A 17,490-nucleotide genomic window follows, 5' to 3' on the forward strand; every position below is an offset into this window, starting at 1 on the left:
CCTCAGCCGTGGCGGTCGGCCCGCTCGGCCCGCGTCCGATCGAAGAGCCCGGCCAGAAGCGAGCGGTCGGCCGCCGTGAAGGGCGTGTCGCGGCGCCCCATCACGTGCTCGGCCACCTCGCAGGCCTTGTCGAGCCGGTACGTCGTGAGGCCGGAGGCGCCCCCCCACGAGAACGGCGGCACGTAGCGCGGCGGAAAGTCGCCCCCGAACAGGTTGCTGTTCGTCCCCACGACCGTGCCGGTGTTGAACATGGTGTTGATGCCGCACTTGGAGTGGTCGCCCATGAAGAGCCCGGCGAACTGGCGACCGGTGTCGACGAAGCGCCCCGCGTCCGGCGCGTAGGCGGACACCGTTCCGTAGTCGTTCTTGAGGTTCGAGGTGTTGGTGTCCGCCCCCAGGTTGCACCACTGCCCGAGGACCGAGTGGCCCAGGAAGCCGGGGTGCCCCTTGTTCGAAAAGCCCTGCAGGAGGGCGTCGTGCACCTCTCCCCCGATCTTGCACCAGGTTCCGGTGGCGGTGCCTTCCACGTTTGCCCCGGTTTTGACGTGCGTCTTCGGCCCGATGTAGCACGGCCCGCGCAGCACGGCCCGCTCGTGGACGGTCGCGCCCGGGCCGAGGACGATGGCCCCATCCTCCGCGTTGAGTAGGGCCCCGGGCTTGACCGTGGTGTCCTTCCCCAGATGAATCTGTTCGTCGCGGACGGCGACGACGCTCTCGTGCACCGTGGCGTGGGGCCGCTCCGCGAGCGGCGCCCCGGAGGACGCGTCGACGAGCCCCTCCGCGTCGCGGGCGAGGGCGGGCCGCAGGGTGTCGAGCAGGTCCCAGGGCCGCCGCAGGAGCGTCGCGTCGTCGAGGGTCGTGACCGGCAGCCCGTCGAACGAGCCCGCCGTCAGGGCGGGGCGGGCAAGCAGGTCGTCGGGCAGGCGGGCCGCCGCGGCGGGCACCCACGCCGCCACCAACGTATCGTCCTGTACAAACGCGCGGGGGCCGTCCTGGGCCGGCGCCGCCTCCAGTTGGCGGCGCGCCGCGCCGCCCTCCGCCACGTATCGCCCGTTGAGGAAGAGCACGTCGCCCCCGTCCGGCAGCGCGTTGACGACCGCCCCCGGGTGGGCGCGGCGCGTCCCCTCGGCGACCAGCGGGCGGGCATGGAGCACCAGCGCGGCGGGCTCGAACGCGTCCGCGGCGGTCGCCAGCACGGTGCGCCCCGCCAGCCGCAGGTCGTACGCGGCCCGCGTTTCCACGAGCGGACGGAGGCCGGCAACGTGATCGTCCTCGAAGAGACAGAGGTGCATGGCAGTAGGGGCCTGTGTGGAACGTGTGACGGGCAAGCATCCGTGCGCCGCCTGCAATCTAGAAAACAAACGCGGCGATGTCACGACGAAGGACGCCCCCCGCTCGCGTCCCGTGGGCGCGGCCCCTAAACTCCGCCGCCGATCGCTCGTTAGGGGCTTCTCCCTTAAAGCGGGGAATCTCCTCCGTGCTGTTACGCCCACTGATCAACGCCGCCTCCACCATGCAATTTTTCGTCGACACGGCCGAGCTGGACGAGATCCGTGAGGCAAGCGACATGGGCATTCTCGACGGCGTGACCACGAACCCCTCGCTCGTCAAGGAGCAGGGCAACGTCGACTTCCACGAGCACGTCTTCACTATCTGCAAGATTGTGGACGGGGATGTCTCCGCCGAAGTGACGGCGACAGACTTCGACGGCATGATGGAGGAGGGCCGTCGGCTGCATCAGATCCACGAGAACGTGGTCGTAAAAATTCCCCTGATTAAGGACGGCATCAAGGCCCTCCGGGCCCTCGACGAGGAGGGCATTGAGACAAACTGCACCCTCTGCTTCTCCCCCACCCAGGCTACCCTCGCCGCCAAGGCCGGGGCCGATTACATCAGCCCCTTCATCGGGCGCATCGACGACATCTCGTCCGACGGCATCGGCCTGGTCGAGGACATTGTGCAGATCTACGACACCCACGACTTCGACACGGAGGTGCTGGCAGCCTCCATCCGCCATCCCACCCACGTGAAGCGCGCGGCCCTGGCCGGGGCCGACGTGGCGACGATGCCGTTCGACACGCTCCTCAATCTGCTGGAGCACCCCCTCACCGATCGGGGGCTGGAGCGCTTTCTGGCGGACTGGGAGGAGTACAAGGACGCCCGCAAGGCCGAGGCCGGACTCGCGTAGGCCCCACGGCGGCCCCGTCTCCCGTCTCGCCTTCATCCCAGCCCCCCGTTCACGCCCTCGTTGTCCCCGCCACGGCTGCGCTTCCGTGTCCCGGCCGGCCCCGCCCTTTCCCGCTCACGACCTGCGACCCGTACATCCTACATGAACTTTCTCGCTCTCGGAGACACCGACGGCATCGGCGCAAGCTGCCACTTTCTCGACCTCAACGGCAGCGGCATCGCCCTCGACGCGGGCACCGACCCGCAACGCGACGGCCCCGACTCGCTCCCTCGGTTCGACTGGGTGGGGGACCGGGCCGACAGCTACGTCGACCACACGCTCGTCACGCATGCCCACCACGACCACATGGGCAGCCTGCCGGTCCTGGTGCGCCGCTTTCCCCACGCCATGGCGCACATGACCGACGCGACGAAGAAGCTGCTCGACATTCTGCTGCCGGCCTCGGCCCGCCTCCAGGAGAAGCGACGGGACCGCGGCGAGACCACGCACGAGCCGCTCTTCACCGAGGATGAACTGGAGGCCCTGCACCACCTCTACCTCACCCACGACCTCGGGCAGGGGTTCGACCTGACGGGGCCGAAGGGACAATCGTCCGTCACGGGGCGCTTCTTCTCGGCCGGGCACATCCTCGGCTCGGCGGGCGTCGAGCTCCAGTTTGAAGAGGGAGGCCGCGACCGGCGGGTCTTCTACACGAGCGACACGAACATGCAGGCCCAGACCATTATTCCCGGGGGCGAGTACCCGGACAGCACGGACGTGCTGATCCTGGAATCCACCCAGGGGGCCGAGCCCGAGGCCGCGGCCACCAGCCGTCCGGAGGAGCGCGATCGGTTTCGGAAGACGCTCTCGCAGGTGCTCGCCCGGGGGGGCACGGCGCTAATTCCCGTGTTCGTGATGGGGCGGGCGCAGGAGATTTTGGTGTTGCTCGGCCAGCTCAAGCGGGAGGGGGCCATCCCGGCCGACGTGCCCATCTACACGGCCGGCTCCATGCGGGCCATTGCGGGGGTGTACGACGACACCCGCACGACCACCCCCCGCGTCGACGCGAGCGACGAGGTCTACGCCGTCGACCAGGAGCGGGTGCCCTACGAGTCGGAGGCGAAGCGTGAGATTCTGGACGGCCCCGGCATCATGGTCGTCAGCAGCGGCATGATGATCGAGCCGACCCTGTCGAACGTCCTGGCCCGGCGCATGGTCGAGAACGAGGACGACGCCGTGCTGCTGGTGGGCCACCCGGCAGAGGGGACGCCCGCGCGCCGCCTGCAGGACGCCGCCGCCGAGGGGGACGGGGCCCCGGTGATGCTGGCGGACGGGCACGGCCCACAGCCCGTGTACTGCACGGTCGAGCGCTTTCGCTTTTCCGGCCACAGCGACCGGCGCGAGCTTCTTTCCCTGGTCGAACGGATGACTCCCGAGACGGTGCTCCTCATCCACGGCGATCCCGACGCCAAGGATTGGATGGCCGCGCACATCAAGGAGGCCCACCCGGAGACGGAGGTGCACCGCCCCGAGTGGGGCAGCGTGCTCGACGTGTAGCCGGCCTCGGGGCCGGCGCCCCTGCACCGGCCGGCCGCGTTCCGGAACGACACGATTTTGAGACACCGGGGACCGTGTGGCGGGCCGCGCGTGGACGTAACCTCTTGGAAACACCGCGGCGAGCGCCGAGCACTGTCGTCGGTTGCCCATTGGTACGTATGACGAAGATTCGGCGAAAGAGGCCGGCGGGCGACGGTCCGGTCCGTCCTGCGCCGCCGCTCGCGGAGGCCCTCCGGCCGCGCATCTCGGGCACGATCCACACCGACGAGATGACGCGGGCCCTCTACGCGACAGACGCGAGCATGTACGCGATGTCGCCCGTCGCCGTCCTCGTCCCCGAGACGAAAGCGGACGTGCAGACGGCCCTGACGGTCGCCCACGAGCAGGGCGTGCCCGTTCTGCCCCGCGGGGGCGGGTCCTCCCTCGCCGGGCAGGGCGTCAACGAGGCCCTGGTGATCGACTTTACAAACCACCTCAACCGCATCCGCGAGATTGATCCAGAGGCCCAGACGGCCCGCGTGGAGCCCGGCGTGACGCTCGCCGAGCTCAACCGCGCCGCCGCCGAGCACGGCCTCATGGTGGGCCCCGACCCCGCGAGCGCCAACCGCGCCACCCTGGGCGGCATGCTGGCGAACAACTCGACCGGCACCCACTCCATCGCGTACGGCAATTTCATCCACCACGTCCGCGAGGCCGAGGTCCTGCTGGCCGACGGCACCGCCACCACCGTCGGCCCCACCGACCCGGCCACCTGGCAGGACAAGATGCGGGGCGATGGGCTGGAGGGCGCCATCTACCGCGGCCTGAAGGCGCTCCTGGCCGACGGCGGACGCGAGACGATCCGAGAGGACACCCCGAGCCACTGGCGTCGCAACAACGGCTACCGCCTGGAGGCGCTGCTGGACGAGGCGCCCAACCTTGCCAAGCTGCTCTGCGGCAGCGAGGGCACCCTGGCCGTCACCACCGAGCTGACCTGCGGCCTCGTGGAGAAACCCGCCGCCACCGGCCTCGGCGTGGTCCACTTCGAGTCGCGTGACGACGCGCTGCGGGCCGTCACGACCGTCCTCGACACCGACCCGTCGGCCGTGGAGCTGTTCGACGGCGTCGCCATTGAGCGCACCCTGCAGACGCCCGGCTACGCCGAGCGCCTCACGTTTCTGGAGGGGACGCCCGGCTCCGTCCTCATTACCGAGTACGCCGGCGACACGGACGCCGAGGTCGACGCGGCCCTCGACGCCCTCGAACAGACGATGGCGGAGGCGAGCCGCGGCTACGCCACCGTGCGCGTGACCGAGCCGGACGCCGTCGACAACGTCTGGTCCATCCGCAAGGAGGGCCTCGGCCTGCTCATGGGCGTAGAGGGCGACTACAAGCCGTGGGCCTTCATCGAGGACGCCTCCGTGCCCGTCGAGAACCTGGCCGACTACATCGACGAGCTCTCCACGTTCGTCGACGCCACCGACACGCGGGCCGCCTATTACGCCCACGCCTCCGCCGGCTGCCTCCACGTGCGCCCCTTCGTCAACACCAAGGACGAGACGGAGGTCGAGAAGATGACGGACATCGCGAAGGAGTCGCTCGACCTCGTCACGAAATATGGCGGCGTCGTCTCCTCCGAGCACGGCGACGGCATTGCGCGGGGCTGGGCCAACCCCCACATCCTCGGCGAGGACCTGTACGAGCTTTGCCGGGAGACGAAGGCGCTCTTCGACCCGGACGGCATTCTCAATCCCGGCAAGGTCGTCGACGCGCCGCCGATGGACGAGAATCTGCGGATGGGCCCGACGTACGAGACCGATCCGTTCCGCACGGAGCTCGACTTTTCGGAGGACGGCGGCTTTACCGGTGCCATCGAGAAGTGCAACGGCAACGGCGCGTGCCGCAAGCTGCGGGCCGGCACCATGTGCCCCAGCTTCATGGCCACGCGGGAGGAGCCGGACTCCACCCGGGGGCGGGCCAACGCGCTCCGGAGCGCCCTGGCCGGCGACCTCTCGGAGGACGCCATGACGGGCGACGACATGCACGAGGTGATGGACCTCTGCGTCCAGTGCAAGGCCTGCAAGACGGAGTGCCCGTCGAACGTCGACATGGCCAAGATCAAGACCGAGTGGCTCCACCACTACTGGGACGACAACGGGGTGCCGCTCCGCACTCGCCTGTTCGCCCGCCAGCCCGACGCGGCCCGGTGGATTAGCGGCACGCCCCTGGCGTCGCTCGTCAACTGGGCGAGCGGCCAGTCCGCCCTCCGCCAGGTGGGGGAGGCGCTCCTGGGCGTCAGTGCGGAGCGGCCCCTCCCGCCGTTCGCCCGCGAAACGTTCCGCCAGTGGTTCCAGCATCAGCCCCCTCCTGTCGGCGGGGACGGGGCGAGGGGGCCGCGCGTCGTCCTCTTCCCGGACGCGTTCAACGCCTACCACACGCCGGCGCCCCTCCAGGCAGCCACCCGTGTCCTGCGGGCCACCGGGCACCGCGTCGAGCTGCCTCCGGCGTCCGTCGGAAGCGCGCGCACGCTCCTGTCGAAGGGGTTCGTTCCACAGGCCAGGCGCCGTGCGCGCCAGACGGTCGATGCGCTGCACGCGTACGCCGAAGCGGGGGTGCCCGTGGTGGGGCTGGAGCCCAGTTCCATCCTCACCCTCCGGGATGAGTTTCTGGACCTGCTCCCCAGCGACGCACGCGCCGAGGCCGTTGCGGACGCCGCCTACACCTTTGCGGAGTACCTGGCCGCACGGGCCGAGGACGGGGCCCTCGATAGGGCATCGTGGCGGGGCAGCGGCGACGTGCTGCTGCACGGACACTGCCACCAGAAGGCCCTGATCGGCACGACGGCGACCGAACAGGTCCTGTCCCGGGCCGGGTACGACGTGACCGCCGTCGATGCCGGATGCTGCGGCATGGCGGGGGCCTTCGGCTACGAGGCCGAGCACGTGGGCGCCTCGAAGCAGATGGCTGAGCTCCGCCTCGCCCCGGCCGTCCGCCAAACCGACGCGGGAACCCGGGTGGCCGCCCCCGGCTTCTCGTGCCGCTCCCAGATCAAGGATGTGACGACCCGCACGGCCCAGCATCCCGCCGAGCTGCTCTGGGACGCGATCGAACACGACCGCTCCCCAGCGGCCGCCCGTTCGTCCCGGCCCGCCCGCTAGCGCATCACAAGCAGGCGGGCCGGGCGTCCAGTCTCGGCACCGCTAGTTCTGCTGCATCGTCGGCGCGGCCGTCTTGTGGTAGGCCGCCAGGTCCTGCGAGGACGGCCATAGCGACATGGCCTCCTGGAAGATCGGATCGGCCCGGTTCAGGATGGGCCGCGCCACCCCGCGCCCGTAGATCAGGCGCGCCAGGTAGCCCTTCACCCGGGTGGCCACGAACGCCTGCTCCTCCTCCGCCGTCTGTGCCGCGTAGACACGCTCCGCGGTGTCGACCGAGTCCGGATTTTCCGTGATCTGCACGCCGTTCTTCTCCGCGAACGACCAGAAGGCGTCCATCATGTTCTCCGACGGCTCGAAGGAGGACTGGAACGCCTCGGGCCGGTCCTGCCACGTCTCGCGGAGGTCGGTCTCGTTCTCCGTAAACCACTTCCGCGCGAAGGCGTAGTCGAGCCCGCTCTGCACGAGGTGGGTCAGCGCCGCGGTGTCCGGCTGTACCACGTAGTCCGGAAGGATGCCCCCGCCGCCGAATACCGTCCGGCCGTGGTCGGTCTGGTAGGCCAGCGAGTCGGGGATGCTCTCACGGTACTCGTTGAGGTGGTAGGTCGCCTGGTTGATCGTGGAGAATTTCTCCTCGTAGTAATCCTCCCGTTCGCCCCGCTCGTAGGGCGACTGGATGAGGCGGCCTGCCGGCGTGTAGTAGCGGCCCACGGTCATCTGCAGCACGCTCTTGTCGCCGAGGTCGAACTGCTTCTGGATCAGCCCCTTGCCGAACGTGCGCCGGCCCACAAGGAAGGCCCGGTCGTGGTCCTGTAGCGCCCCGCTTAGGATCTCACTCGCCGACGCCGACCCGCGGTTCACGAGAACGATGATGGGCTGGTCCGCGAGCATGCCCCCGGGCCGCGCCGAGATGGTCCGGTTCATCTGCTCGCTCCGGCCCTTCGTCTCCACGATCGTCATCTCCTCCCCGAGCATCTCGTTCGCGATCTGCCAGGAGGAGCGCATCACGCCGCCCGGGTTGCCCCGAAGGTCGAGGACGAGCCGCTCCATGCCCTGGTTGAGCAGCGTCGACGCCGCCTCCCGAAACTCGTCGTGCGTCTTCATGGTGAACCGGGTGATGTTGATGTACCCGGTCGTCTCGTCGACCATGTACGGCGACCGCACGGACTGCGTCTCGATCTCTTCCCGTGTGAGGGTGAAGTCGAGGCGATCGTCCATCGTGGGACGATAGACCGTGATCTGCACCTCCGTCCCGATCTCGCCCTTCAGGCTGTTCTGAATCTCGTTGGACGAGAGCCCGACGGCGGACGAGTCTTCAATCCCGACGATGCGATCGCCGGCCATCACGCCCATTTCTTCACTGGGCCCTCCTGCTACCGGCGAGATGACACGGGCCGTGTCGCTCGGCACCTCGAAGACAATCCCAATGCCGCCAAAGGAGCCCTGATACTGGTCCTTCACGTCCTCGGCCCGATCGGCGGGGATGTAGGTGGAGTGCGGATCGAGGCTGCTGATCATCCCCTCAATGCCCTCCTCCGCCACGTCGGCCGCGTCCAGCGGGTCCACGTACTCCTTGTTCATGACGACGAGGGCCTGCCGCATCTTGTCGAGCTGCGTGCCCAGATCGTCATCGGTCAGGTACGTGTCAATCTGCACGCCGAGCACCGCCCCGAAGGCGATGAGAAGAACGGCCGGGAGAATGTGGTACTTGCTGAGACGCTTCATAAAATCGGCGGAGAGATCCGTGTCAAACGACAGCGCGCGAACGGTGTGGGGTGCCGAAAGGATCCTTCGACCTCATCCCCCACAAGCGGCCTTTGGGGAGGCCTCTGGGGATGACATCAACCTTTTTCTCATATTTAGGGCAGACGGCTTTGTTGCGGACTTGGCCGTGGTGGGACCGACCAGAGAACGTTTTCCGGGAATCCGCTTATCAAATGATGCCTGTTCGTGCAAAAAGTACAACCCATCTTTCCCAAGACCAGGAGCGGGGCCATGTCCCCCACAACCAGAATGACGGACGCAAAGGCGGACCAGTACTACTATATTTTCGACAGTCGCACGCATCGTCCGCTCGTGCTGGACCGGGCGACGGGGGAGCACTACGCCTCCGGATCCGACCCGCGAGGGCCGCTCATCGAGCACGTTTCGGCCCGGCGGGGCCCCGAGGTCCCGCGCCGGTTCGCACGCTGGTGTGCCCGGCAGGTGAACCCCAGTGCGGCGTCCGCCCACACCGCCGCCGGTCGGCTTTGGGCCGCCGCCCAGCGCGACGCCCCGGAGGCGTGGCGGCGCGTGCGGCACGAGACCGCCGACGCGGCCCTGCTGGCCATGTCACTCGGCCTGCCTCAGCGCGAGCCCCGGGCCGCGCGGCTTCTTACCCTGCAGGCCTGCACGCACCCGGAGGCGCAGCAGGCGGCCCGCGATGCCGCACACATGAGCGAACGGTGGGCCGAGTTCAGCGCTTCTTCCGCCTCGGCGGAGGAGGCAGAAGCGATGCGGGCGCGCCACGTCGATTGGCTTCTCGACCGGGTGTCCACTCCGTAGATTGAGGAACCGCGTCGGTTTCCCCAGCCGGCCCGTCCAGATCGGTCGTATGCGTTTTTTTACCATTGGCGCCGGGATGCGACTCGGCGCATGTGCCCGGCGGGTGGGACCGCCCCCGTCTCATTCTCTCCCCTCGTCCTCGTCGACCAGGGGCACGAAGCGGAACGAGTGCAATTCCTCCTGCTCGTAATCGTGGGGGCCCGAACCGGTCCGGCGGACGCGCGTCATGGTCTGCCCCTCAGGCCCCCCAATTGGAATGACGAGCCGCCCCCCTGGGCCGTCGTCCGCCCCGGACGGCTCACGGAGCTGGTGGAGAAGCGGAGCGGGAATCTCGGGCGCCCCCGCGGTCACCACGATCCCGTCGTAGGGCGCAAAGGCGGGCCACCCCCTCGTTCCATCCCCGTGCCGCGTTCGCACGTCGTAGCCGAGCCCGTCGAGCACGGATCGGGCCCGCCGGAGCAGGTCTTCGTGGCGCTCGACCGAATAGACTCGCGCCCCCATCTCGCACAGCACGGCGGCCTGAAACCCACTGCCCGTGCCCACCTCCAGGATGCGATCGTCCGGCTGCACGTCCAGCAACGCGGTCTGATACGCTACCGTGAAGGGCTGGGAGATGGTCTGGTTGAGCCCAATCGGGAGGGCCTCGTCGGCGTAGGCCCGATCGCGGAGGGCCGGGTCCACGAAGGCATGCCGGGCCACCGCCCCGACCGCCGACAGGACCCGGTCGTCGTGGATGCCCCGCTCGCGAAGGGTCTCAACGAGCCGTTCGCGTTGGTGGCGGTATTTCCGGTCGTCCGATGGGGTGGCAGTCATGGCGGCAACAAGGAAACACGTTGCAGGAGGGCGGCGCCTTTTTCTCAGGCCGAGGCGGGTTCTTTCAGGCCGAGGCGGGGACCGCGGCACTCGCCTGGGAGGCGGACTGCCCCGTGAGGGCGCTCGTGAGGTACGTCCGCAGTTCCTCCGGGGTGATGTTGGAGATGAGGGCCCCGTCGCGCGAGACGCTGATGTCGCCGGTCTCTTCCGATACGACCACCACGAACGCGTCGGTCTGCTCGGTGAGGCCCACGGCGGCCCGGTGGCGAAGGCCGAGCTGGGGGCTCAGCTTCATGCTCGTGGAGACGGGCAGAATGCAGCGGGCGGCCTCCACGCGGCGGTTGTTGATGATGACGGCCCCGTCGTGCAGGGGGTTCTGGCCGTAGAAAATCGTGAGCAGCAGGTCGCGCGAGACCTCCGCCTCCAGCAGCTCGCCCGTCTCGACGTAGCTCCGAAGGCCCGTGCTCCGCTGGAAGGCCATGAGGGCCCCGATCTGCCGTTGGCTCATCTCCTCCACCGCCCCCACCGTTTCGTCGATGACCTGACGCTGGTCGGTCGTGCTGACGAAGCGCCGCACGATCGGGTTTTTCCCCAGCAGCAGAAGCAGACGGCGGATCTCGGGCTGGAAAATAATGATGACCGCCAGCACGAAGACCTGGTTGAAGTAGCTGAAGACGGTCGTCAGCACCGTCATGTCGGCCAGCTCCACCACGAACTGAATCAGGAAGAGCGCCCCGAGGCCAAGGGCAATCTGCACGGCAATCGTCCCGCGCATGAGCCGGTAGAGCTGGTACAGGACGTAAGCGACGACGACAATCTCGATGGCGTCGCCAATCCCGAAGCCGATAATCTCGAAGACCTTCACGGAGGAATTCGGCCGGATGCGAGGAGAGGAACGGAACCGGAAATGCCGGCGGCACGCGCGCTACCGTTGGCGGAGGGTCACCCCGAGCACCGTGAGCATCTCGACGGTGGGGGCGATGTCGTGGGTGCGCACGATGGTGGCCCCCCGCGCCACGGCCGCCGCCGTCGCCCCGAGCGACCCGAAGAGCCGCTCGTCCACGGGCGCGGGGTCGTCGGGCGTGCCCAGCGTGGCCCCGATCGTGCTCTTGCGGGAGACGCCCACGAGCACGGGGCAGTTGAGGGTGAGAAGCTCGTCGATCTCGTTGAGCAGGCGGAAGTTTTCAGCATCGGATTTCCCGAAGCCGAAGCCCGGGTCGATAATGATCTGCTCCACGCCGGCCTGCTCGGCGGTCTCCACCGTCCGGGCCAGCGCGTCGCGCACCTGGGCCGTCACGTCGTCGTGCTCGCGGGGCCGCGTGAGGTCGCCGGGCTCGCCCATCGAGTGCATGACCATGAGGGGGGCCTTCCAGTCGGCCGCGGCCGCGGCCATCTCCGGATCGTGCCGCAGGCCGGTGACGTCGTTCACGATGTCCGCCCCCGCGGCGAGGGACGCCCGGGCCACGTCGGGCTTGTAGGTGTCGACCGACACCACCGCCTCGGGGAACCGATCCGTGAGGGCGTCGATGACGGGCACCACCCGGTCGCGCTCGTCTTCTTTCGAGACGGGATCCGCCCCGGGCCGGGTCGACTCGCCCCCTACGTCAATGATGGAGGCCCCCTCGCTCAACATCTCGGCGGCCCGCGACACGGCCTTCTCGACGGTCACGTACTGGCCGCCGTCGGAAAAGGAGTCGGGGGTCACGTTCAGGACCCCCATCACGTGAGCCCCTGCGGCCTCCGGACTCCCGGGCCGGCAGTCGAGCGTGTAGTCGTCCCCACCAAGCACGAACCGGTCGGCGGGAAAATCGTCAGGGTTCAGCGACGGGGTTGAGTGTGACATGCGGGGCATCGGAGGAGCGGGAGGAGGCGTTTCAAGAAGCGGAGAGCCACGAACACTTGTTGGGGCAAGGTATACACAGAGCGCTGTCGGAACGAGATCCATCGCCTGTTTTTGTGGAAACTTTCCGGCCGGCCCGTGTATCCTGCGGGGAGTCTCACGAAGCGGCTTTCACGACCTGCTTTTTCGTTGATGGACGACATCGTACGCTCGGCCCTGCAATGGATGGGTCCCCTCCGGCGGGTCAAGGAGTTCAAGGCTCGCCCCGTCGCCACGCAGCGCTCGTTGCTTCGCCGCCTGCTTCGCCGCGCCGCCGACACCGAGTGGGGGCGCCGGTTCGGGTTTTCCGAAATCGACGAGGCGTCCGATGTGGTGCAGGCCTACCAGGAGCGCGTGCCGCTGCACACCTACGCGGACATCGCCGACGATGCGGAGCGGATGCGGAACGGCGCTGCCGACGTGATGTGGCCCGGTACCGTCACCAACTTCGCCGTCTCCAGCGGCACGGTCTCCGACGGCAAGGTGATCCCCATCAGCGACGAGACGATCGACCACAACCGGTCGTTCAGCGTGGGGGCCGGCGTGAATTACCTCAAAGAGAGCCTCGACCCGAGCTTCTTCGGCGGCAGCCACCTGACCCTGCCGGGGCGCGTGGAGGAGGATCCCAACTACCCGGGCACGAAGGCGGGGGAGATCAGCGGCATCCTCGCAGAAAATGCCCCTGGGTTCTTCCGGGCCCTCTTTCAGGCCGTCCCTAACGAGGTCACCTTCCTCCCCAGTTGGGAGGAGAAGCTTCAGGCCGTCGCCGAGCGGACGGTCGACAAGGACATCCGCCTCCTCGTGATGGTGCCCACCTGGGCCCTCAACCTGTTCGACCTGCTGATCGACCTGCACAACGAGCGACACGGCGGCACGGCCACGACCGTGGGCGAGGTGTGGCCCAACCTGCAGGTGTTTATCTCGGGCGGGGTCGCCCTTCGGTCGTACCGCGACCTGATCGAGGAGAAGATCGGGCACGACATTGACTTCGTGGAGACCTACGGCGCCTCCGAGGGCTTTTTCTCCTTCCAGGACGAGCTCGACGACCCCTCGATGCTGCTCCATCTCGACAACGGGGTCTTCTACGAGTTCGTGCCCCTCAAGGAGCGCGGCGACGAGGCCCCCACCCGCCACACGATCGCCGACGTGGAGCCCGGCGTGCGCTACTCCCTACACGTGACCTCGTGCAGTGGGCTCTGGGCCTACGAGGTGGGCGATGTCCTCCGGTTTACACAGACCTTCCCGCACAAGATTACCGTGGCGGGCCGCACGAGCGACATGATCGACGAGTACGGCGAGGCCATCTACGGGGACGAGGTCCGCGCCGCCCTGAAGGCCGCCTGCGAAGCCACCGGGGCGCACGTCTCCGACTACCACGTGGCCCCGCGCCCCGCGACCAACGGCACGCAGCCGGGCCACGAGTGGCTCGTCGAGTTTGAGCGCCCCCCAGACGCCCCGGCGGCCTTCGAACGCGCCCTCGACGAGCACCTGCAGGAGGTCAACCGGCACTACTACATTCGCCGGGAGGGCGACGCCCTCGACGGCCCGGACGTGTCGGCCCTTCCGGAAGGGACGTTTTATCGCTGGCTCCAAGCGACCAACGACGACATCAGCGGCCAGACGAAGGTCCCGCGCATGAGCGACACCCGCGAGGTCGCCGACGGCGTGCTTGCGGCCGCTGAGCGGGATCGGTGAGGGCATTCCTGCAAGGATTCCCCACAAGTGGTCTCGCCGCTGCCCCTGGAACAACCGGTCACGTCGCTCGTGATGGCTCTTCGGAATGCAGATCGGATCCTCCGCAGACTCGGTACCGGTTGAGTTTCGGCGTACTTTAATCCCGGTTGGAAGCGCACGCCGCCCCGACTGCCCCCCGATCGTTCCCGGGGACGTGCCGTTCTCACCATCACTGCCACCGCTCATCACCCACAACCCGACAGGACCATATGCAAGTTTCTCGCGAACAACGGATGCTGGACCAGTACCTCCAGGAGATCGGGAAAATCGATCTGCTTGAGCCGGAGGAGGAGGTCGAGCTGGCACGACGCATCGAAGATGGTGACGAAGAGGCCCTTCACAAGCTCTGTCGCGCCAACCTGCGATTCGTCGTCTCGGTCGCGAAGAAGTATCAGGGACAGGGCCTGTCGCTGGCCGACCTCATCAACGAGGGCAACTACGGCCTCATCAAGGCCGCCAAGCGGTTCGACGAGACCCGCGGCTTCAAGTTTATCTCCTACGCCGTCTGGTGGATTCGGCAGGCCATCCTGCAGGCCCTCGCCGAGCAGAGCCGCGTGGTGCGTCTGCCGCTCAACCGCATCGGCACCATCTCGAAGATCCGGAAGGCCAGTGCCCGCCTGCAGCAGGACCTCGACCGCAAGCCCAACATCGAGGAGCTGGCCGAGGAGCTCGAGATCGACGTCCAGAAGGTGCGGGAGGCGATGAAGCACACCAGCCGCCACCTGTCGATGGACGCGCCCTTCAACGAGGAGGACGACAACAGCCTCCTCGACGTGCTGCCGGACGAGGACAACGACTCCCCGGACGAGGAAATGCTCTCCGAGTCGGTCAAGATTGACATCGAGCGTGCCCTCAGCGCCCTGCACGACCGGGAGGCGGAGATCACGCGCCTGTACTTCGGCATCGGGCGCGAGCACCCGCTCACCCTCGAGGAGATCGGCAAGCGCTTCGACCTCACGCGAGAGCGTGTCCGTCAGATTAAGGAGAAGGCCCTCCGGAAGCTTCGCCAGCGACACAGCAAACAAGACCTCCAGCCCCACACTGATTAACGCTAACACGGCCCCTCCTCCCGATTCATCCTTGCGATGAACGGTCCGGGCGCGTCCCGACTCCTGTCGGGGTGCGCCCGTTTTCGTTGGGGGCCGTTGTCATGACCTGTTGGCGCCGATCGAGTTGGCCTCCGTACACTCATGTCGATTCCGTTTTTCTCAGCCCGTCGCGTCCTCCGGGCGACGGCCCGGAACCGGGTGGTTGTGGGCTACGCGGTGGACCCGGCCCGCGTGGCGCCCCTTCTCCCGGACGGCCTCTCTCCCGTTCGGGACGACGGGACGACGCCCATCAGCCTCGTGGGGGTCGAGCTGACGAACCTGCGGGTCCTTGGCGTCGGGGGGGCCGGGGCCCGGCGGGTGCCGGTGGTAGAGCTTCGGGTGCACGTTCGGCCGGACGGGGCCCCGTCCGGCCCGGCGGGCACCTGGACGGCGCAGGCCTACGTGCCGCGGCGCCTCGTGACCTGGGGCGCTCGGGTGCTCTATGGGGAGCGGGTGGCGACAACGTCCATGCAGCCCATCCAGCGGGAGCCGGTCGACCAGGTGGAGGTGACGTACCGCTTCGACTGGAAGGGACGCGAGCAACGGGTGCGGGCACGGGGCGAGCAGCCTCCTGTGATGCCGGCCCCCGGCGCCCGGGCCCATGCCCTCCTCCGTCCCCACTGGCGATACAGCACCGCACGGGACGGCACGCTACTGCAGACCCGCATCGAGCGCCCGGCCGTCCCCATCTGCCGCGTGCAGGAGCACCACGTGACCGTGCAGTGGTCGGCCGCCTGCGGCGACATCGGGGCCCTCCTCCAGGACCAGTCTCCCTCTCATGTCCTTCTTGCCCCCCGGACGCCCGTGGCCGTGCACGGGCCGGCCCGGACGTAGCGACCGGCCTCCGTGGTTGCATTTTGCCCCCTCTGTTAATACACTCTTTATCCGAAGGAGGAAAAGTCCATCCACGCGCGTTCATCCTTCCGGACCACTTTCGAGGAACTGCTCGTCTCCGATCACAGCTGAATGCGTTGGAAGCCCTTTTCGTAGCCCCCGTCCTTCCTGCCGGGTGGGTGACTGCCCTTTCGTTCGCCGCTCGCCTCGTCTCTCCCCGCCTCCATTCATGCTTCTCCGTCCTCGCCTCCGTGCCCTCTGCCTGACCCTCGCCATATTTATGGGTGCCGGACTGTGGGCCCCGTCGCTCGTGCAGGCGCAGGGGTTCGGGGTCTACGAGCAGGGCTCGTGCGCGATGGCCCGGGCGGGCGCCGCCGTCGCGGACGGCTGCGGCGACGGGTCCTCAATCTACTTCAACCCGGCCCATCTCGCCGGCGCGGACCGACTGACCGTCTCGCTGGGTGCCACCCTGATCGACGCAAACGGGGAGTTCACCTACGACTACGCGGCCCGCCCCCCATACACCGGCGCGGAGGTGTCGCTCGAAAACGACCCGATCCCCGTCCCCCACGGGTACGTCACGTACGGGGTCACAGAGCGCCTCGGGGTGGGACTGGGCACCTACGTTCCGTTCGGCCTGGAGACCAACTGGCCCACCCGGCTCTCGGACGGGAGCTACTTCGACGGCGCGTTCGAAGGGTTCGAAAACCGCATCCAGAGCATCTACGTGCAGCCCACGGTCGCCTACCAGGTCACCCCGACGTTGCAGGTGGGCGGCGGCCCCGTCCTCGCCATCTCGTCGGTGGAGCTGAACCAGGCGCTGGACCTCTCGCAGCAGCCGACCCCAGGAGGAGGCCCTACGTTTGGAGAGCTCGGGGTGCCCTTCCACACCGCGTTTGCCGAGTCCACGCTCGAAGCGACCAACGAGGTGGGCTACGGCGCCAACATTGGGGCCTCGTACCAGGCCACCGACCGAATCTCCGTGGGGGCCCGATTTACCACCCCGATCACCGTGTCGTACGAGGGCGACGCTGCGTTCGAGCAGGTTCAGACCGGACTCGTCTTTCCCGCCACCAGTCCCCTCGCACAGGACCTCCCCGCCGATGGGAACCAGGACGGGAATCCAGACCCCACCCCCGCCGACTTGTTGCTCGCGGGTCAGTTCGATGAGGGCGGCGTTCTCGACCGGTACCAGCAGCAGGCCAGTGCGGACGGCACCCTCAGCACGCAGACGATCGAAACCGAAATCACCTTCCCGTTCCAGCTCGTCGCCGGCGTCAGCGTGCAGGCCAGCGAGAAGCTCCTCCTGCTCGCCGACTACCAGCTCACGGGCTGGTCCGCCTTCGACGAGATTCCGCTCCAGTTTGACCGGCTTGGTGACCGGGCGCGGGAGGAGAACTACGACAACACCCACGCCGTCCGCCTCGGCGCGGAGTACGACGTGCTCGACCAGCTCACGGCCCGCGTGGGGTACCTCCACAACACGGCCGCCGCCCCGGACGAGGTGGTCACCCCGCTGCTTCCGGAGTCGAATCGCAACCAGCTGACTGTCGGCTTCGGCTGGCGCCCGATCGAGCGGGCCGAGCTCACCGTTTCGTACCAGCTGCTCCAGCAGAACGACCGCCGGGGCCGTGTTCGCAGTCCCCGGGCGGGCGAAGCGCTCTCCACCGACCTCAATCAAGGGGTGTACAGCTTCGGCGCCAACCTCTTCGGCACGACCCTCACTCTCTACCTCTAAAT

The 17,490-nt window shown here is 68.2% G+C and carries 13 protein-coding genes; 8 read left to right on the forward strand and 5 right to left on the reverse strand.

All coding sequences use genetic code 11. The annotated features are described in order from the left end of the window. Positions 1 to 2 precede the first annotated feature (2 nt). Positions 3 to 1,292, reverse strand: a complete 1,290-nt coding sequence (locus OJA40_RS03055; protein ID WP_263809920.1) for a GlmU family protein — start codon at positions 1,290 to 1,292, stop codon at positions 3 to 5. Between the two features lie 221 nt (positions 1,293 to 1,513). Between OJA40_RS03055 and fsa the strand changes: the two genes are divergently transcribed. The 3 genes from fsa to OJA40_RS03070 all read left to right on the forward strand — a co-directional run bounded on the left by fsa (position 1,514) and on the right by OJA40_RS03070 (position 6,861). Next, positions 1,514 to 2,188 carry a fructose-6-phosphate aldolase gene (gene fsa, locus OJA40_RS03060; protein ID WP_208427290.1) on the forward strand — a complete coding sequence of 225 codons (675 nt, stop codon included), beginning with the start codon at positions 1,514 to 1,516 and terminating at the stop codon, positions 2,186 to 2,188. 141 nt (positions 2,189 to 2,329) lie between these two features. After that, positions 2,330 to 3,724, forward strand: a complete 1,395-nt coding sequence (locus OJA40_RS03065) for an MBL fold metallo-hydrolase (RefSeq protein WP_208427291.1) — start codon at positions 2,330 to 2,332, stop codon at positions 3,722 to 3,724. Positions 3,725 to 3,882: 158 nt separating this feature from the next. Continuing rightward, positions 3,883 to 6,861, forward strand: coding sequence for an FAD-binding and (Fe-S)-binding domain-containing protein (locus OJA40_RS03070; RefSeq protein ID WP_263809921.1), 2,979 nt, complete (start codon positions 3,883 to 3,885; stop codon positions 6,859 to 6,861). Between the two features lie 42 nt (positions 6,862 to 6,903). Here OJA40_RS03070 and OJA40_RS03075 read toward each other — a convergent pair whose 3' ends face one another. Further along, on the reverse strand, positions 6,904 to 8,583 hold the full coding sequence (locus OJA40_RS03075) for a S41 family peptidase (protein WP_208426584.1): 1,680 nt from the start codon (positions 8,581 to 8,583) through the stop codon (positions 6,904 to 6,906). Positions 8,584 to 8,871: 288 nt separating this feature from the next. Here OJA40_RS03075 and OJA40_RS03080 point away from each other — a divergent pair, with 288 nt between their 5' ends. After that, complete coding sequence (locus OJA40_RS03080) at positions 8,872 to 9,402, forward strand: hypothetical protein (RefSeq protein WP_208426583.1); 531 nt, start codon at positions 8,872 to 8,874, stop codon at positions 9,400 to 9,402. Positions 9,403 to 9,522: 120 nt separating this feature from the next. Here OJA40_RS03080 and OJA40_RS03085 read toward each other — a convergent pair whose 3' ends face one another. The 3 genes from OJA40_RS03085 to folP form a co-directional block, all read right to left on the reverse strand. Next, complete coding sequence (locus tag OJA40_RS03085) at positions 9,523 to 10,215, reverse strand: protein-L-isoaspartate(D-aspartate) O-methyltransferase (protein WP_208426582.1); 693 nt, start codon at positions 10,213 to 10,215, stop codon at positions 9,523 to 9,525. A gap of 64 nt (positions 10,216 to 10,279) precedes the next feature. Continuing rightward, positions 10,280 to 11,080 (reverse strand): diadenylate cyclase CdaA, encoded by an 801-nt coding sequence (gene cdaA / locus OJA40_RS03090; RefSeq protein ID WP_208426581.1) that lies wholly within the window; start codon positions 11,078 to 11,080, stop codon positions 10,280 to 10,282. Between the two features lie 60 nt (positions 11,081 to 11,140). After that, positions 11,141 to 12,058: a dihydropteroate synthase gene (gene folP / locus OJA40_RS03095; protein ID WP_263809922.1), complete on the reverse strand. Its 918-nt coding sequence runs from the start codon at positions 12,056 to 12,058 to the stop codon at positions 11,141 to 11,143. A 189-nt stretch (positions 12,059 to 12,247) separates the two neighbouring features. Between folP and OJA40_RS03100 the strand changes: the two genes are divergently transcribed. The 4 genes from OJA40_RS03100 to OJA40_RS03115 all read left to right on the forward strand — a co-directional run bounded on the left by OJA40_RS03100 (position 12,248) and on the right by OJA40_RS03115 (position 17,488). Further along, the gene (locus OJA40_RS03100; protein WP_208426580.1) at positions 12,248 to 13,789 is read left to right on the forward strand and encodes a GH3 auxin-responsive promoter family protein; all 1,542 of its coding nucleotides are present in this window, start codon (positions 12,248 to 12,250) and stop codon (positions 13,787 to 13,789) included. 248 nt (positions 13,790 to 14,037) lie between these two features. Then, positions 14,038 to 14,877: a sigma-70 family RNA polymerase sigma factor gene (locus OJA40_RS03105; RefSeq protein WP_013062346.1), complete on the forward strand. Its 840-nt coding sequence runs from the start codon at positions 14,038 to 14,040 to the stop codon at positions 14,875 to 14,877. Between the two features lie 141 nt (positions 14,878 to 15,018). Further along, a complete protein-coding gene (locus OJA40_RS03110) occupies positions 15,019 to 15,750 on the forward strand; it encodes a DUF2071 domain-containing protein (protein ID WP_263809923.1) in 732 nt (243 codons plus the stop codon). 229 nt (positions 15,751 to 15,979) lie between these two features. Then, the gene (locus OJA40_RS03115; RefSeq protein ID WP_208426579.1) at positions 15,980 to 17,488 is read left to right on the forward strand and encodes an OmpP1/FadL family transporter; all 1,509 of its coding nucleotides are present in this window, start codon (positions 15,980 to 15,982) and stop codon (positions 17,486 to 17,488) included. The last annotated feature ends 2 nt before the right edge of the window (positions 17,489 to 17,490 follow it).

The organism is Salinibacter pepae, assembly GCF_947077775.1.
GTDB lineage: Bacteria > Bacteroidota > Rhodothermia > Rhodothermales > Salinibacteraceae > Salinibacter > Salinibacter pepae.

Excerpts from the sequence above, each read along its gene's own strand:
- OJA40_RS03065 (WP_208427291.1), top strand. The coding sequence starts at position 2,330 with ATGAACTTTCTCGCTCTCGGAGACACCGACGGCATCGGCGCAAGCTGC.
- OJA40_RS03105 (WP_013062346.1), top strand. The coding sequence starts at position 14,038 with ATGCAAGTTTCTCGCGAACAACGGATGCTGGACCAGTACCTCCAGGAG.
- OJA40_RS03075 (WP_208426584.1), bottom strand. The coding sequence starts at position 8,583 with ATGAAGCGTCTCAGCAAGTACCACATTCTCCCGGCCGTTCTTCTCATC.
- OJA40_RS03070 (WP_263809921.1), top strand. The coding sequence starts at position 3,883 with ATGACGAAGATTCGGCGAAAGAGGCCGGCGGGCGACGGTCCGGTCCGT.
- OJA40_RS03115 (WP_208426579.1), top strand. The coding sequence starts at position 15,980 with ATGCTTCTCCGTCCTCGCCTCCGTGCCCTCTGCCTGACCCTCGCCATA.
- OJA40_RS03100 (WP_208426580.1), top strand. The coding sequence starts at position 12,248 with ATGGACGACATCGTACGCTCGGCCCTGCAATGGATGGGTCCCCTCCGG.
- OJA40_RS03085 (WP_208426582.1), bottom strand. The coding sequence starts at position 10,215 with ATGACTGCCACCCCATCGGACGACCGGAAATACCGCCACCAACGCGAA.
- OJA40_RS03080 (WP_208426583.1), top strand. The coding sequence starts at position 8,872 with ATGACGGACGCAAAGGCGGACCAGTACTACTATATTTTCGACAGTCGC.
- folP (WP_263809922.1), bottom strand. The coding sequence starts at position 12,058 with ATGTCACACTCAACCCCGTCGCTGAACCCTGACGATTTTCCCGCCGAC.
- OJA40_RS03055 (WP_263809920.1), bottom strand. The coding sequence starts at position 1,292 with ATGCACCTCTGTCTCTTCGAGGACGATCACGTTGCCGGCCTCCGTCCG.
- OJA40_RS03110 (WP_263809923.1), top strand. The coding sequence starts at position 15,019 with ATGTCGATTCCGTTTTTCTCAGCCCGTCGCGTCCTCCGGGCGACGGCC.
- fsa (WP_208427290.1), top strand. The coding sequence starts at position 1,514 with ATGCAATTTTTCGTCGACACGGCCGAGCTGGACGAGATCCGTGAGGCA.